The sequence below is a fragment of the Breznakiella homolactica genome (assembly GCF_016616095.2).
Lineage (GTDB): Bacteria > Spirochaetota > Spirochaetia > Treponematales > Breznakiellaceae > Breznakiella > Breznakiella homolactica.
The window spans coordinates 4,249,836-4,265,237 of sequence record NZ_CP067089.2 but is presented as its reverse complement, the minus strand read 5'-3'; the positions used below and the strand labels follow the sequence as shown (position 1 = coordinate 4,265,237).

Below are 15,402 nucleotides of genomic sequence, written 5' to 3'. Positions count from 1 at the left end.
CCCGGTTTTTTTCTTGAATCCTTAAGATAATTATGCTATCTTCTACCTACCACTAAGAGAAGAGAGGTAAACCATGGCATACAAAATCTCCGATGCCTGTATTAACTGCGGTTCCTGTGACAGTGAATGTCCTGTGGAAGCCATCTCCGAAAAGGACAATGCCCGCTGGATTGATCCTGATAAATGCCAGGACTGCGGCGCCTGTGCCGGTGTCTGTCCCACCGAAGCTATTTCAGCTGAATAAGAAACAGGCACATGAACAGAGGCAAGGGAGCAATGCCCTTGCCTTTTTTGCAGCACCCGGTGCACAGCTGGTTTCCGTCCCGTAACGTGTAGCGGCGGTGACAGTAATGAAAAAAAAATTGCCCCTATTCCTTCTTATTTTATGGTTTCTTCCGCTGCTGATTCCGGCGGATGAGACGGATCTGAGTGTGTCATTTCCGCGGATTCTCCGGCTTGAATCGGGGGACACCGGATTTAAACAATACCAATCAAATGTTGAATACGCGTACCGCCGCATCGCGGATCTTGAACGCAGGGGCTCGTCAGCGGAATCCATCCTGGAGGACCTCACAATTTTTTCCTATATACCCCGGCAGGAGGATGATATCTTCAAGGTAGCCGCCCGGTGCAATGTTCCCTACGCGGCCCTGGCAACCCTTAACCGTTTCGGCCATCCGTCGTCACTGGGTGACGCGGCTTTGGTTCTGCTTCCTTCAATACCGGGGATTTTCATACCCCAGAACCCTGAATCCGACCTGGAACTGGTTATGGCCGCGGCCAGGGACCCGCAGCAGGGATTTCCCGTTACCATTACCCGGAACGGAAAAACGGAACAATTCCGGTTTCTGCCCGGGGGCGATTTTTCTCCCACCGAACGGGCTTTTTTCCTGAATACCAGCTTCCGCTTCCCCCTGAGAAATTACCGGCTTACCAGCACCTTCGGTCCGCGGATCAATCCGGTCACCGGAAACATGCGTTTCCATGAAGGTTTCGACCTTGCCGCGCCGGAGGGCACCGACGTATTCGCCGCCCGGGACGGAATCGTAACCGATACGGGGGAAGATCCCATTTTCGGGAAATATATAATTATCCAGCACGGAGAAACCTGGTTCAGCCTCTACGGCCATCTGTCGGTGATTCTGGCGGACTTGCGAAGCAGCGTACAATCCGGTACTCTAATTGGTAGGGTCGGATCCACCGGCCAGTCCACGGGGCCGCATCTGCATTTTGAGCTGCGGCAGAACGGAAAGGCACAGGATCCGGGGAAATATTTATTCAGAGAAGGAATTAACCGATGAGACGCAGAATCTGCGTACTTGCAGTCCTATGTATCCTCGCCGCACCGCTGTTTTCGGAAGATATCCGGACCATGGTAGCGGGTATACTGGAGGTTTCTCTGGACAATCCGGCGGGAAATTCCATTTCCCTTACCTATGTTGATTCGGCGGTGATAGTCCTGGGCAGCGACACCCGGTTTTTCCGCGGAATTGAACTGGAGCTGACCGCGCCGCAGAAATTCCTCCAGCACCGGGGCAGTCTGGCCATAGTGCTGTATTCGGATCTCGACGCGGTGCCCGGAACCGGAGTGGCGGACCTTAACCTCCGGCAGCTGAGCTTTGAGCCCATTCCCAACAAAATTCAAACTATCTACCAAATCCCTATCCGGACCGGCCACGGACTCAGGGCGTCCCCCTACGCGTCCCTGCCCGCGGGGATCGTGCGGCCCGAAGCGTTCCCCATACTCTTCCGCATTATGCCGGTGATGAAGGGTCTCAGCGAAGACATCGAAACCATGCGGTTCCAGCTGACCGCCCGGCCGATCCTGAGCGACGAGGGAGCGGTAAAAATCACCGCCCGTTTCCCGGAACAGCTTCCGGACCGGCCTTTTACCCTGCTCATAGACGATGAAGTTGTGGAAAACTACCGGGACGAACGGGTTTTAAAGGAAGGGGAACACCATCTGGTGATCTTTTCCGATGATTACCGGAACGAAAGCAGGCGTTTTCTTGTGGAACGGGGAAAAATTCTCGAATTAACCATTGATCTGCAGGACCCCACTCCGCTGGTGGTGTTCGAAGTCCCCGAAAACACCCAGATATTCTTCAATGATCTGCCGGTAGAGGATTCCCGGATGCCGATACCTACGGAGCCCGGGGAACACAAGGTCAGGTTCCAGGTGGGAGACTATTCGGTAATCAAGCCGCTGGTAATACAGAAGGGAAAAACCTACCGGGTGGCCCTTACCATCGATGTTTCGGTCCACGAAAGCGACTGATACGCCGGCAGTTCAATTGTAACTTTTCCGCAGAAATGTATTAATTTTTGTACATAAAGCACCGATATTTATATTGTCGGACCTATAGTTCCCCTCCCAAATCACTATATCTCCGACATGCCTCAAGGGCAGGGCCGGTGAAAGCCGGCCTTTTTTTGTAACTTTTGGGAAATTTGGGGCGTTTTACTGTATAGAAAGGGAAAAAGCGTGTCGGGATCAGGCTTCAGCGCCATTCCGGGAACCAGAAGTGGGGGTAGCGTAAGACTTGCCGCCTGCGGCGCCAAGTCTTTTAGGAGTTTTGCGGAGCAAAACTCCACCCATCATTCGGCAAGGCTGGAGCCAGGGGGAGCAGCCCTCATGACAGGGGCTGCACCGAGCCGGTTGAGCCGGAAAGCACCCGGGCCGTACCGGTAACGCCGGGTTTTATGCAACAGGGTTTGAGCGACTTTCGAGGCCGAAGGCCGCTGAGGAGCCAAACCCATTTGTCTGCGACAGGACCCGCGGCACCGGTAACTCTCGGGTGCTTTCCGGCTTGAGAGACTCGGTGCTCCCCCACCTATTGACAAAAGAGGGTCCCTTTCGTAGGGTTTGTATATGGCTTTTCACGCTGGGCGTTCAAACGGGAAAGGGACCATTGTGGTCCGGATCGTGGCGGCGCTGACAATAATAATCGCTGTAATTATCGGCATCGGCCTGGGCCTCTCCCTGGCGGAGACCGTAAACATCAAAAACCAGGAAAACTTCGTCGAATTTGCCCCGGCGCTTCCCACCAAAATTGTGGACGCCAATGGAATAATAATCACCGAGTTCTCCGCTGAGGAAAAACGGGAACTGGTTTCCCTCAGCGAACTGCCGAAACACCTGATCTACGCGGTCCTGTCCCGGGAAGACCCGGATTTTTACAACCATAAAGGGTTCAGCATCCGGGGTATTGCCCGGGCGGCCTTCGGGAAACTGACCGGACGCAACCTCGGGGGCGGGTCCACCATCACCCAGCAGGTAGCGGGGACCCTGTACACGGACCGGACGGAGTACACTATTTCCCGGAAAATCAAGGAACTCTGGTGGGCGATCCAGATGGAACGGCGCTATACCAAAAACGAAATCCTTGAAATATACCTCAACTATATGATTATGGGCCCCGGGACATACGGGGTCGAAGCGGCGAGCAAGTACTTTTTCGGCCACAGCGCCCGGGAAATAACCCTGGCGGAAGCGGCGATTCTTGTGGTTCAGCTTTCCAGTCCTTCCCGGTACAACCCCTTGGACAATCCCAATACGGCCATGAGCCGTCAGCTTTCGGTGCTCGACCGGATGATCGAATTCGGCTATACCACTCCGGAGGAAGCGGAAGCTTCCTTTAATGAATACTGGGACAATTACGACTACACCCGGGTGTCGACTTCGGCGTATTACAGCCGGGACGACCTTGCCCCCTGGTTCAGCGAATACGTCCGGCGCGAGCTCGGCCAGATCATGTACGGGACCATGGATTATTACCGGGACGGCTATACGGTAATCACCACCCTGGATCTGCAGCACCAGCAGGCAGCGGCGAAATACATGGAACAGGGGCTGCGCCGGGCCAATGAGGAATACTCAAAGTCCCAGGGGACCCGGCTTGACCACGCGGAACAGGTATATATTCCCATTATTGATCTCCTGTCCCTGTGCTTCGACCTGGACGGCATCCACGCGACATCGGATGCTCAGAACGAGCAGAAAGCCTATTCCCGCTATAACAAGGTCATTAACCCGGTGGTCGATATGGCGGCGCTGGTGTTCGGCATCCAGGATCTCAAGGTTATAACCAACAGCGCATTCGGGGAGCTTAAGACAGCGGCGGAAAAAAACACCGTTGAGGGCGCCCTTATCGCCATAGAAAACGAAACCGGCTACATAAAAGCCCTTATCGGCGGTTCCCGGTTCGACGAATCGAACCAGTATATCCGGGCGACCCAGGGAAGGCTTATGCCCGGAAGCGCTTTTAAACCGCTGTACTATTCCGCGGCCATAGACACCCGGGAATTTACCGCGGCCACGCTTATCTACGATCTCCCGGTGGTGTTTTACAACGAAGACGGCACCCCCTATATTCCCCTCAATTTCAGGGGTGAATGGAAAGGGCCGGTCTTGCTGTACGAGGCCCTCGCCCAATCCATGAACGTGGCATCCGTTAAAATTCTCGATGAGATCGGCTTCGACGCGGCCATAGACCGGGCCGGGGATCTGCTGGGAATTACCGACCCCGACGCGAAACGCAGGACTTTCCCCCGGGTATACCCCCTGGGATTGGGCATTATTTCCGTTTCTCCCCTCCAGATGGCCCGGGCGTTCGCCATCTTCGCGAACCAGGGGCGGGAGGTAACGCCCATAGCGATAAGAACCGTGGAGGACAGGAACGGCAAGGTAATCCTCGATCCGGAGCGGGAGCTCCGGGTGCAGCAGCGCCGGCTGGGCAACGAGATTCAGGTTATCAGTCCCCAGAACGCCTATATCATGACCACAATGCTCGAGAAGACCGTGGAAACCGGAACCCTGGCCCACGGCGCCGGATGGGGCTCAAAATTCACCTTCCGGGATGAAAACGGAAAACGGTTCCGGATGCCCGCGGCGGGAAAAACCGGAACCACCCAGAACTGGTCCGATGCCTGGGCCGTGGGATTTACTCCCTATTATACCGCCGCCCTCTGGTTCGGGTTCGATAAACCCGGCAATTCTCTGGGGGTTTCCCTCACCGGATCAACTTTGGTCGGCCCGATCTGGGGAGATTTTATGCGGGAAATCCATATGGGACTTCCGGAAAAACAGTTTGTCCGACCCACCACGGGAATTATCGATGTTACGGTCTGCCGGAAATCCGGGCTTCTTAAATCCCCGGCGTGCAATTCCGGGGATATCACCCTTCCCTTCCTGGAGGGGACCCAGCCGACGCGGTACTGTGACGTCCATCAGGACCAGATAAATGTTGGAGGTTCCTCTTCTACCCTGGCCCCATTGTATATCGATACCATGGTAATCGATCAGGAAGCGCTCCTGGGGGAAATCACCATGCCCCATCTCGATCTGAGCAGCCTGCCGGCTGCCCCGCGGAGCAGCGAAACCGACAGCCGCAGCAGCCAGGGCAGAACCACCACCGGATCAACCCGGCAGCCGGCACAGTCACCCTATTATGGTATTGAACTGCCCGATTACAATCCCCTGCTGGATTAATTCCGATTGCGCTGCGGGCCGGCTGTCTTCCGGGGGCTCGCGGGAAGGGGCCGGAAACCTGATGTGTTTTTTTCTTCCAATCACGGACGTTTCGGTTTATGATTAATGTGAGGATATAATAATGCAAGTCCCGATTGAAGATATTATAGTAAAGAAGCGGATCCGCCAGGATATGGGCAACATCGACGCCCTGGCGGACAGTATGCGCCGCCTGGGGCAGATCAGTCCGATTGCAATTACGAAAAACAATGTCCTTATCGCCGGAGGACGCCGCCTGGAAGCGGCCCGCGCGCTGGGATGGCGGACCATAAACGCGATTATTGTGGAAATTCCCGATACGGCCTCAAAGCTGGAATACGAGATAGAGGAAAACATACAGCGCCAGGACTTTACATCCGAGGAAATCACCGAAGCCTCGAAGCAGCTCAATAAATTAAAGCATCCCGGGTTTTTCCGGCGGATATGGATGGCCATTGTCCGGTTCTTTAAGAAACTTTTTAAGATTGAAGATTAAGCCAGCGCGACCGTAACCCGTAATCCGCCGGAAGGGATATTCATAAAGACAACATCCATGCCGTGGAGCGCGGCGATTCTTTTTACTATCGACAATCCGAGTCCGGATCCCTTCTGTCTGTTTCCCGGCATGCGGAAAAAACGTTCCCCCAGATATGCGATAAATTCATCCCCTACCCCGGGACCGTCATCCTCGACAATTACATTCCGGTTATCAAGATGAACCGTAACCGTCCTGCCGGCGGGGATATACGAAACAGCGTTGCTCAGGATATTTCTGATCATAAGTGAAAGCAGGAATTCGCTGCCGTCGGTAACGGGGTTGTCCGTAATATCCAGTGACAGGGTTATATTTTTTTCCCGGGCCGCCCCGGCGCAGTCCTGCGAAACACTCCGCAGAAGCCGCTCCCAGTCAATTACGCCGATTTCCTCAAGTTCCGACATGGCATCGATTCTGGACAGAACGAGGAGCTGTTCCACAATCCGGGATGTCCGGTCAATTCCCGTTATGAGATTATCCAGAGCCTTTTTTCCCGCTTCGCTGTCATTGCCGGAAAGTGACGCAACCTCCGCCTGGACCCGGAGACCCGCGAGGGGGCTCCGCAGTTCATGGGACGCATCGGAAATAAAGCGCCGTTCCCGGCTGAAGCTATCGGATATCCGCAGGAACAGTTCGTTCAGGGCGTCGGCAAAGGGGCGGACTTCGCCGGGGACCGTTTCAGAATCCAGAAGGGTGGTATCCCTGGGGGATCGGTTTTTTAAGCCGGCGGCTATGGTGTGGAGGGGCTTGAATTCCCGGTTAACCATCAGGGCGATCATACCGATGAGCAGCGGATATACAATGAGCCACGGGATACACTGAACCCTGATCAGTTCTCCGGCTATCCGGCTGCGGTAATCGAGATGCTGGGCAACGGCGATTAAGTGGCGGCCGTCACCGGCACCGATAACGGCGATCCGCCATATATTCATATTGAACAAGGGAATATCCGAAGCCCAGCGGAGCAGGTCGTCCCCGCTGAACTCCATCAGCCCATAGAGCCCGTCGTTGAGCAGAGGCTCAAAAGACAGGTCAAAGACCGCAAAGGCCAAGGCTTCCTTGTCGATCAGCCGTTCATATTCGAGTTTTTTTGAGATCTCCGGGGAAAAAAGGATTTGCCCGCGGCGCAGCATGGATTCAATGTCCGAATCAGCGAGACGCTGGGCGAAAATAAGCTGCTGGGTGTCGAGGATTGCATTGATTTCGTTCCGGATCCGGTACCAGGCTATACCCGTCGCAACACTCCAGGAAACGAGGGCGGCGATGCCGACGGTCAAAATTATCCGGAACCGGAGGCTCGCTTTTTTCATGAACCGGTTCCCATCGTGTATCCGATCCCGTGGACTGTCCGGATAAAACCGCTGCCGAGTTTTTTCCGCAGATTATGAATATGAACCTCCAGGGCGTTGCTGCTCAGTTCATCCTCCCAGTCGGATAATTTTTCCCGTATTATTTCCTTTGAAAAAATTCTGGTTTCGTTTTCCATGAATAGTTCAACCAGTTCCAGTTCCCGGGCGGTCATATCCACAGGGACGCCTGCCTTTACCACCCGGCGCGCGGCGGTGTCGAAGATAATGTCTTCAAATACCAGTTCGGGAGAGGCGTGGCCCGAATGCCGGCGTATCAGCGCGTTGAGGCGGGCCGCAACCTCGGGCAGGGCAAAGGGTTTGCAGAGATAGTCATCGGCTCCGCTGTTCAGCCCTTCCACCCGCTCGTCCAGGGCATCCCGGGCGGTCAGCACAAGGACGGGAATGTCCAGTCCTGTTTTCCGCCAGGATTTAAGAATATCCAGACCGTCCATGCCGGGAAGTCCGAGATCAAGGATAACTGCATCATAGGGGGCGGAGGTCACGGCATCAAACCCGGTTTCTCCATCGGAAAACCAATCAGTCTGGAAGCCCATTTTTCCAAGCCCCGCCTGGAGTCCGTCGCCGATAAGCGGGTCATCTTCAATAATAAGAATTCTCACGGCTGTATTTTTCCTATGTATCCCGCGTCAACAAAGGCCGCGATAGTCTTTTTTTCCCACTTTATATCCCCCCGGATCTCCACAGGATCTCCGGTTCCCCGGGGAAGTCCGCGCCATACGTGTTCTTTTATTTTAACGACCATATCCCCAGTGCTGTCCCGGAACAGGTAATTGTCTTTTTCAATATTTCTGACAATGGTACCCCGGACTACAACCCAGGATTTCTCCGGGAGCTGCTTGATCTGCGAAACGGTGACGCCGGCATCACCGCCGGAACCGGCCCGCTGTATGTACATGATATTGACTTCCGCACCGCTGCCTTTGAATTCCAGCTCGCCTTCCACCAGAGCCTCTTCGCCGGACCGCAGGAGCAGTCCCCGCCAGATATCATCCTTAATCTTTACGAGGATTTCCCCGGTGGTATCGGTAAGAATGTACCGCTCATTCTGGATTGCAGGTTCAAGGGTGCCCCGGAGCAAAACCCAGGGTTTTCTGTCGGCAGAAGTGGGCTGCGCGGTTTTTATCTGCGCGGCAGTACTCACGTCCAGAGCGTCAGCCGCAAGTGTACCCATAAATAAAAAACACCCGCCGCACAGAACAGCGAAAAATAGTTTCAGCCTATTCATGGGTTACCTTCAGAATATACTCGGCGGTCAGCTCGGTCCTGCCGCCGCGGCGGCGCGCTTCGCCGCCGATCTCGACCAGTGAACCGGGATTTACCAGAAGCCCCCGCCAGATGTGGTCTTTTATGGCAACCCGCATCTCACCGGATTCATCCGCAAACACGTAGGTATCCCCCGAAAGATACCGCACAATCCGGCCGCATATACGGACCCACCCCGGGGAGGTGTTGTTTTTAAGCTGGATTATATCGGTATATACGGGGCCCTCCGCGCCGCCGGATTCCACATACTTCGTTTCAATTTCCGTCCCGTTGGATTTATGTTTTACCTCACCGGCGATAACCACGGTATCTCCGGGTTTGAGCATGAGACCCTGCCACTGGTTCCCGGGAATCCATACCAGGATCTCCCCGGTGGAATCTTTTAAAATATAGCGTTCGTTCTGAACGACCGGCTCGAGGGTTCCCCGGAGGAAAACCCAGGAATCTCCGGGCATCACCGAAACGTCCCTGACATCCGCGGTGGTCTGGGCATTCCCGGAATAGGCTCCGGTTAAAAGCAGTAAAACCGTAATTAACACAAAGAAATACCGGCTCAATGAAAATACTCCCGCTGATTTTTTCTGTACCGCAGACGGAACGAATATCCGCTTACGGTACAGTGTATTCCTACATTTCAATATATTCCACTTTTACTTCGGGCACAAAGGTTCTTTTATCACGGTCAATCTCACCGTGGATGGTAATTGTATCCCCGGGCCGTACCATAAGGCCGCGCCAGATACCATCCGTGATTTTAACCGCAATATCACCGCTGCTGTCACTGAATATATACCGGTCCTTGGTAATTCCCTGGCTGATCCGGCCCCGCAGTACGACCCAGCTATGGTCGGGAAGCTGAATTGACTGGCTGACAGTGGCCGCCTCCGCGGGGGTATCGCCTTTTTGTATGAATTTTGCGTCCAGGACGAGGCCTTCCTTCTTCCAGGAAAGATTGCCCGAAACCAGGACCGTGTCCCCGGCCTTGACCATCAGCCCCCGCCATTTGTCGTTTTTGATTTTCACCAGCAAATCACCGGTAGCATCTGCCAGGCGGTAATACTCGGCCTGGATAAGCGGTTCAAGGGTTCCCTGGACTGTTACCCACTGTTTTTCATGTGCCGGGGGAGCCGGAGGAACCGGCGGGATGCGGCCAGCCGCGGGGCCCGGCATCGGCCGGGGCGGTTCGGGAGCGGGGCCCACGGCCGGGCCGTTCACCATCTGCCTGGCCGACTCAATTGAAACGGCACCCTGAGCGGAAAGAGCGATGCTACCCGCAAGCAGCAGTACGATTGCGATAATTCCTGTTTTTTTCATAGTATCCTCCAAAAATGGTTTGTCCTTCAAAGACAATAAGGAAGATACGGGATAAAGCTTAAGAGAACCTTAAGAAACATTCTTTTTTTAAAAAATTACTTAAAAATCGTTCTGTACGGCGGGTTGAGCCGTTCCGGAACGATAGAATGATTTTATAGCCGAGACGGACACGGCATCCGCGGGCGACCGGGACCGCGCCAGATTTTACTGCCGCTCCTGTTTTTTCTCAAAATGGGAGAATTCCATGGTAAAGGTGGCGCGGCCCTGGCTGACCGAACGGAGGGCCGTCATAAAGCCGAACATTTTTGCCATGGGCGCCTGGGCTTTTACGTGATCCACCGTCGCTTTGGAATCCATACTCTGAACCATGCCGCCCCGCTGAACCACGAGGCTGATAACGTCGCCGACCGATTCCTTGGGTGAGGTGAGATCCACCGCCATGATCGGTTCCAGAAGAATAGGATCGGCGCCGCGGCAGGCTTCATCAAAGCCCATATTGGCGCAGGCTTCAAAGGCAAAATCGGTTCCCGTAAGTTCAGAATACTCAATATCCGTCAGGGTAACCCCTATATCGATACAGGGGTAGCCCATGACTATCCCGGAGGAAAAAGCCGCGGTAATTCCCCGTTCCACCGCTTCAAAAATATGGTCGGGAATCTGTTTGTTCTTTGCCTCTGATGTGTACCGGTTCCCCGAACCCCGGGGAAGGGGTTCCACCCGCAGGGTGAGCGCCGCTTCATTGTCCTTGCCCGCCAAGGTTCTGGAAAACCGCTCCGTATGGTTCACGGTTTTGCTGATGGATTCCCGGTAGGTTACCTGGGGATTGCCGACCTTGGCGCCGACATTGTATTCCTTGAGGATCCTCGTCACCAGTACATCCAGGTGGAGTTCCCCCATTCCAGAAATAATAAGCTGTCCGGTTTCCGTATTTTCCTTGGTCGTAAAGGTCGGATCCTCTTTGGACAGAACCGCCAGTACGTCCTTGAGTTTTTCCTGTTCCGACATGGTCTTAGGTTCTATGGAAACCGAAATTACCGGTTCCGGAAACTGCATGGTTTCGAGCAGCACCGGCCAGCCTTCGCTGCCGACGGTGTCCCCGGTCTGGGCAAACTTCATGCCGATGATTACCCCGATATCCCCGGCGGAAAGTGTGTCCAGGGGTTCGGACTTATTGGAATGCATCCGGAGTATGCGGTTTGCCCGCTCCCGTTTTCGCTTTCCCACATTGTAAACCGCGGTTCCCGGTTTGATTGCCCCGGAATACATGCGGACGTAGCAGAGGCTCCCCGACTCGCGGTCATTCTGAATTTTGAATACCAGCCCCAGGGCCTGGCCTTTGGGATCACAGGGAACCTCAATATCCTCATCTTTTTTCAGGTTGCGGCCTATGGCCGGGGCAACCTCATCGGGAGCGGGAAGGTACGCGACGACCCCGTCAATCACCGGCTGCACCCCGATATTCCGGCGGGAAGCTCCAGCAAAAATCGGAAGAATGGTCCTGTGCAGTACGGCACTGCGCAGCTCCTGCCTGATAAGATCCGGCGGTATGGGTTCGCCGGCGAGATAGAGGTCAGTTATGGCTTCGGAACCGGCGGAAAGGGCATCGATAAGTTTTTCCTGATATTCCCGGGCCAGGGCTGCCCGTTCGGGAGCCACCGGCGCGGCGGTCATGGTCTCGCCCTCAGTGGCCGGGTCCCACCGGATTTCCTGCATTTCAATCAGATCGATTACGCCCTCAAGGGAACTCTCTTTTCCTATGGGAATCTGTACCGCCACGGGATTCGCCCCGAGTTTGGCCCTGATATCATCCAGCACCGGAAAAAAATCAGCGCCGATGCGGTCCATTTTATTGACATACCCGATACACGGAACATGGTAATGTTCCGCCTGGTGCCAGACGGTTTCGGTCTGAGGTTCCACCCCCCGGACCGCATCGAAAATAGCGATCGCCCCGTCCAGAACCCTGAGGGACCGCTCAACCTCCGCGGTAAAATCCACATGGCCGGGGGTATCAATAATATTGATCTGGTAACCCTTCCAGTACGTGGTGGTTGCGGCGCTCTGGATGGTAATTCCCCGCTCCTGCTCCTCCACCATCCAGTCCATGACGGCCTCACCGTCGTCCACTTCGCCGATTTTGTGGCTTTTGCCGGTATAATAGAGGATCCGTTCGGTGGTGGTGGTTTTTCCGGCATCAATATGCGCTATGATGCCGATATTTCGCATGGTTTTAAGCATATAAGGAACTCCTGGCTGCGTCCGTAACGACACGGGCGATTCGTACAATTGTATACGATAAGGACCAATAAATTCAATGTTATGCGGGGGGAGCACCGAGTCTGACAAGCCGGAAAGCACCCGTGTTTACCGGTTCCGCGGGTGCTTTCCGGCTCAACCGGCTCGGTGCTGCCCTTCGTGGGAGGGCTGCTCCCCCTCGTTTCAGCCCCGCTTCGCGGGGCTTCCACTACCCCCACTTCTGGATCCTGGGTGGTGATAATCAGGGACCAGGTGATACCTCAACCGAACTACCCGCCGGTACCCAGTTCCCCGAAGAAGCAGCAAAGAAGCATGGCGCGGACCGGTACCATGGGGTGTCGGATGAAAAGAAATACCGCCATGCGGGATTTTTTTCATCCGACGGGTCCCCCGGACCTGGTAACCCCATGCTTCTTTGCTGTAGAATTACCCATGGCTCTGGTTGTATGTTTTTTCTCGGCATTTCTGGTATACGCAACAATAGTACCCTATCTTCCGGTGCTGGTCCGCGGACTGGGGTATTCCCATACAATAACCGGAATTCTCCTGGGCATTTTCGAGGCCGCCGGAATATTCGGGCCCTTCTTATTCGGATACTTTGCGGATAAACTGGGCCGGTATAAATCCGGACTGATTATGACCTACGGCATTGTTTTTGCCGCCGTAATTCCCCTGGCGTTGTTCCGCAATCCCTGGATAAGCGCACTGTCGCTGGTCTTTCTCGCCATAGGGTTCCGGTCGAGCGTGCCGCTGCTCGATGCCGCTGCGACCATCCGTCTGGGAAGCACCGGAGACTACGGCCGTGTCAGAATGGCCGGCTCGGTCAGTTTTGTTTTATTGATGCTTATCCTGCAATGGACCCCGGTACTGAAACCCGATACCTCCGGCAGCATTGCCGTATGGATCTGTATAAGCACGGTCATTGCGCTGGTGTCTATGGCGTTTCTGCCCGCTGCGCAGGGGACACCGGAAAAGCCGCCATCCAATACGGGCCCGTCCGGCTCTGCTGCCCCGGGAAAACACAGGCTATGGACGTCCTTTTTTACCCTGGGCATTATCATGATCGCCTTCGGCCGTCTGGCCATGGCGCCGATCAACGCTTTTTTTTCACTGTACCTTATTGAAGTAATCCATTGGGATGCGGTGGGGCTCATGTGGGCGCTGTCGGCGCTGTCGGAAATCCCGGCGATGTTTTTTTCGAGCCGGCTTATACGGCGTTTCGGGGCGCCCTTTCTGCTGGCATTATCCGTGGTCGGAGTTGGGGCGCGCCTGGCCATATACGTATTATTTCCCACAAAACTGGGGATATCCGTGGCGCAGCTGCTTCACTTCTTCTGCTTTGGGTTATTCCACCCCGCGGCGGTGGCGTTTGTGGCTATGTGTGTCCCGCCGGAACGCCGCGCCCTGGGAATGTCTATCTATCTCTCAATCGGTACCGGGCTTCCCTCCTTTTTGGGCAACGCCATAGGCGGTTACGTGGTGGAACATTGGGGATACCCGGCGCTCTTCAGTTCGTTTATTATCTTCGCGGTATTGTCCCTTCTTATGTACGGCGTTATGCGTTTTTTTTCCGGCCCCGTGTCCTCCAAGAGCCCGAAGAGGAGGTAGCGTAAGACCTGCCACCTGCGGCGTCAAGTCTGGTGCGAAGGGGCGTGTCCTTCAAAAACACGCCACCCTCTCCACCGGGCAGAACCGGGCCGGTTAAGCCGGAAAGCACCCAGGCATAATGGTAACGCCGGGTGTCATGGAAAAGACAGGATGAGCGGCTTTCGAGGCCGCAGGCCGACGCGCCGCCATCCTTTCTTTTCCATGACAGGCCCCGGTAACCCACGGGTGCTTTCCGGCTTGAAAGTTCCTGCACTCCCCCACATAATGGACAAAATCACACTCTTTGCGATAGTATCCACGATTATAAGGAGAAATAATAATATGGAACAAACCATCTCATATGTGATGGTAACCCCCTATACGGTGGCAAAAAGCCGTACCGGCGGGGTGTTGGCCCGGCTGCTGTCCCGGCTTGACCTGGAGCTCGTGGGAGCCCAGATGATCGCCCCGGACGAAGAATTCGCGAAAACCTACGCAAACCAGCTGCGGAATCAGCGGGACCACAAAAACCCCGAGGGGGCGGAACTGCTGGCAAACTATGTGGAAAAAAACCTGGTCCCCTCCGGCGGCAGGCGGCACCGGACGCTGCTGCTGCTCTTCCGGGGTGAAGAACCCTGCCGCAAATTGTCGGATATCTGCGGAGCGCTGTATTCCGAGAACCGGAGCATTGAATCGATTACCGGTGAAACAATCCGGGATACCTACGCGGACCTTATGACCGACCCTAATGATCCGAAGAAAATAACCTATTTTGAGCCCGCGGTCCTTACCCCGAGAAACCAGGAACTGGCCGATGACAACCTGAAACTTTTTGCCCGGTTCCTCCCTGAACAGCCCAATATTGTCGAAAACATGGTGTATCCCGAACCTTCAAAAATCCAGCAGACCCTGGTTATTATCAAACCCGATAACTGGATGTACGCGTCGTCCAAACCCGGTACGATTATCGATATGTTTTCCAGGACCGGGCTGCGGATTATCGGGATCAAGGTCCACCGGTTTTCCCTGGCGGAAGCCCTGGAATTCTACGGGCCCGTGGAGGATACGCTCTGCAATAAACTGGCGCCGGTATTCGGGCAGAAGGCAAAGGAAATCCTGAACAGGGAATTCAACATGGTCCTGAGCGATAAAACCGAAAAAGCATTGGCTGGAAGCTTCGGGATTGAATACGCAGAAAACCAGTTCCGCCAGATCGTGGAGTTTATGTCAGGACTCAACCCGCTGACCGTTCCTGTGGAGGAACGGAACAACCCCGGGCCGGTAAAATGCATGATCCTGATTTACGAAGGCGAAGACGCGGTCAAAAAAATACGGGATGTCCTGGGACCCACGGACCCCCTCAAGGCGCCGGGGGGTACGGTCCGGCGTGAATTCGGGAGCAACGTGATGGTCAATACCGCCCACGCCTCGGATTCGCCGGAAAGCGTTATCCGCGAAAAGGGCATTGTACGGATCGAGGAAAATTCCCTCCTCGATATTATCAATTCCTACCTCTCCATGAGGAATTAACCGGGCAGCGCGTTTTGAACCAAAGCATCCCCCATGAA

At 54.9% G+C, this 15,402-nt stretch carries 13 protein-coding genes; 7 read left to right on the top strand and 6 right to left on the bottom strand.

What is annotated here, in order from left to right:
- Nucleotides 1-73: 73 nt before the first annotated feature.
- The 5 genes from fdxA to JFL75_RS19125 all read left to right on the top strand — a co-directional run bounded on the left by fdxA (nt 74) and on the right by JFL75_RS19125 (nt 6,005).
- Nucleotides 74-244, top strand: coding sequence for a 4Fe-4S ferredoxin (gene fdxA, locus JFL75_RS19145; protein ID WP_215628274.1), 171 nt, complete (start codon nt 74-76; stop codon nt 242-244).
- Between the two features lie 106 nt (nt 245-350).
- A complete protein-coding gene (locus tag JFL75_RS20900) occupies nt 351-1,301 on the top strand; it encodes a M23 family metallopeptidase (RefSeq protein ID WP_215628273.1) in 951 nt (316 codons plus the stop codon).
- Entirely contained in the window at nt 1,298-2,278 is a 981-nt protein-coding gene (locus JFL75_RS19135; RefSeq protein ID WP_215628272.1) for a hypothetical protein, read from the top strand. Before JFL75_RS20900 ends, JFL75_RS19135 begins: the two co-directional genes overlap by 4 nt.
- Nucleotides 2,279-2,872: 594 nt before the next feature.
- Nucleotides 2,873-5,491 carry a penicillin-binding protein 1A gene (locus JFL75_RS19130; RefSeq protein WP_215628271.1) on the top strand — a complete coding sequence of 873 codons (2,619 nt, stop codon included), beginning with the start codon at nt 2,873-2,875 and terminating at the stop codon, nt 5,489-5,491.
- A gap of 121 nt (nt 5,492-5,612) precedes the next feature.
- Entirely contained in the window at nt 5,613-6,005 is a 393-nt protein-coding gene (locus JFL75_RS19125) for a ParB N-terminal domain-containing protein (protein ID WP_215628270.1), read from the top strand.
- Here the strand turns inward: JFL75_RS19125 and JFL75_RS19120 are convergent.
- The 6 genes from JFL75_RS19120 to fusA form a co-directional block, all read right to left on the bottom strand.
- The gene (locus JFL75_RS19120) at nt 6,002-7,354 is read right to left on the bottom strand and encodes an ATP-binding protein (protein WP_215628269.1); all 1,353 of its coding nucleotides are present in this window, start codon (nt 7,352-7,354) and stop codon (nt 6,002-6,004) included. The genes JFL75_RS19125 and JFL75_RS19120 overlap by 4 nt on opposite strands.
- Entirely contained in the window at nt 7,351-8,013 is a 663-nt protein-coding gene (locus JFL75_RS19115) for a response regulator (RefSeq protein WP_215628268.1), read from the bottom strand. The genes JFL75_RS19120 and JFL75_RS19115 overlap by 4 nt, the downstream gene beginning before the upstream one ends.
- The gene (locus JFL75_RS19110) at nt 8,010-8,585 is read right to left on the bottom strand and encodes a NirD/YgiW/YdeI family stress tolerance protein (RefSeq protein WP_215628267.1); all 576 of its coding nucleotides are present in this window, start codon (nt 8,583-8,585) and stop codon (nt 8,010-8,012) included. Before JFL75_RS19110 ends, JFL75_RS19115 begins: the two co-directional genes overlap by 4 nt.
- Before the next feature lie 46 nt (nt 8,586-8,631).
- Nucleotides 8,632-9,234 carry a NirD/YgiW/YdeI family stress tolerance protein gene (locus tag JFL75_RS19105; protein WP_215628266.1) on the bottom strand — a complete coding sequence of 201 codons (603 nt, stop codon included), beginning with the start codon at nt 9,232-9,234 and terminating at the stop codon, nt 8,632-8,634.
- Nucleotides 9,235-9,304: 70 nt separating this feature from the next.
- Complete coding sequence (locus JFL75_RS19100; RefSeq protein ID WP_215628265.1) at nt 9,305-9,991, bottom strand: NirD/YgiW/YdeI family stress tolerance protein; 687 nt, start codon at nt 9,989-9,991, stop codon at nt 9,305-9,307.
- A gap of 204 nt (nt 9,992-10,195) precedes the next feature.
- Nucleotides 10,196-12,229, bottom strand: a complete 2,034-nt coding sequence (gene fusA, locus JFL75_RS19095) for an elongation factor G (protein ID WP_215628264.1) — start codon at nt 12,227-12,229, stop codon at nt 10,196-10,198.
- Nucleotides 12,230-12,589: 360 nt separating this feature from the next.
- On the opposite strand from fusA, the gene JFL75_RS19090 reads away from it, so the two are divergent.
- Nucleotides 12,590-13,855, top strand: coding sequence for an MFS transporter (locus JFL75_RS19090; protein ID WP_223292707.1), 1,266 nt, complete (start codon nt 12,590-12,592; stop codon nt 13,853-13,855).
- Between the two features lie 321 nt (nt 13,856-14,176).
- Nucleotides 14,177-15,364 carry a nucleoside-diphosphate kinase gene (locus tag JFL75_RS19085; protein WP_215628263.1) on the top strand — a complete coding sequence of 396 codons (1,188 nt, stop codon included), beginning with the start codon at nt 14,177-14,179 and terminating at the stop codon, nt 15,362-15,364.
- Nucleotides 15,365-15,402 lie beyond the last annotated feature (38 nt).

Coding starts and splice junctions, on each gene's coding strand:
- JFL75_RS19100 (WP_215628265.1), bottom strand. CDS start 9,991: ATGAAAAAAACAGGAATTATCGCAATCGTACTGCTGCTTGCGGGTAGC.
- JFL75_RS20900 (WP_215628273.1), top strand. CDS start 351: ATGAAAAAAAAATTGCCCCTATTCCTTCTTATTTTATGGTTTCTTCCG.
- JFL75_RS19090 (WP_223292707.1), top strand. CDS start 12,590: ATGAAAAGAAATACCGCCATGCGGGATTTTTTTCATCCGACGGGTCCC.
- JFL75_RS19135 (WP_215628272.1), top strand. CDS start 1,298: ATGAGACGCAGAATCTGCGTACTTGCAGTCCTATGTATCCTCGCCGCA.
- fdxA (WP_215628274.1), top strand. CDS start 74: ATGGCATACAAAATCTCCGATGCCTGTATTAACTGCGGTTCCTGTGAC.
- JFL75_RS19120 (WP_215628269.1), bottom strand. CDS start 7,354: ATGAAAAAAGCGAGCCTCCGGTTCCGGATAATTTTGACCGTCGGCATC.
- JFL75_RS19110 (WP_215628267.1), bottom strand. CDS start 8,585: ATGGGTACACTTGCGGCTGACGCTCTGGACGTGAGTACTGCCGCGCAG.
- fusA (WP_215628264.1), bottom strand. CDS start 12,229: ATGCTTAAAACCATGCGAAATATCGGCATCATAGCGCATATTGATGCC.
- JFL75_RS19085 (WP_215628263.1), top strand. CDS start 14,177: ATGGAACAAACCATCTCATATGTGATGGTAACCCCCTATACGGTGGCA.
- JFL75_RS19125 (WP_215628270.1), top strand. CDS start 5,613: ATGCAAGTCCCGATTGAAGATATTATAGTAAAGAAGCGGATCCGCCAG.
- JFL75_RS19130 (WP_215628271.1), top strand. CDS start 2,873: ATGGCTTTTCACGCTGGGCGTTCAAACGGGAAAGGGACCATTGTGGTC.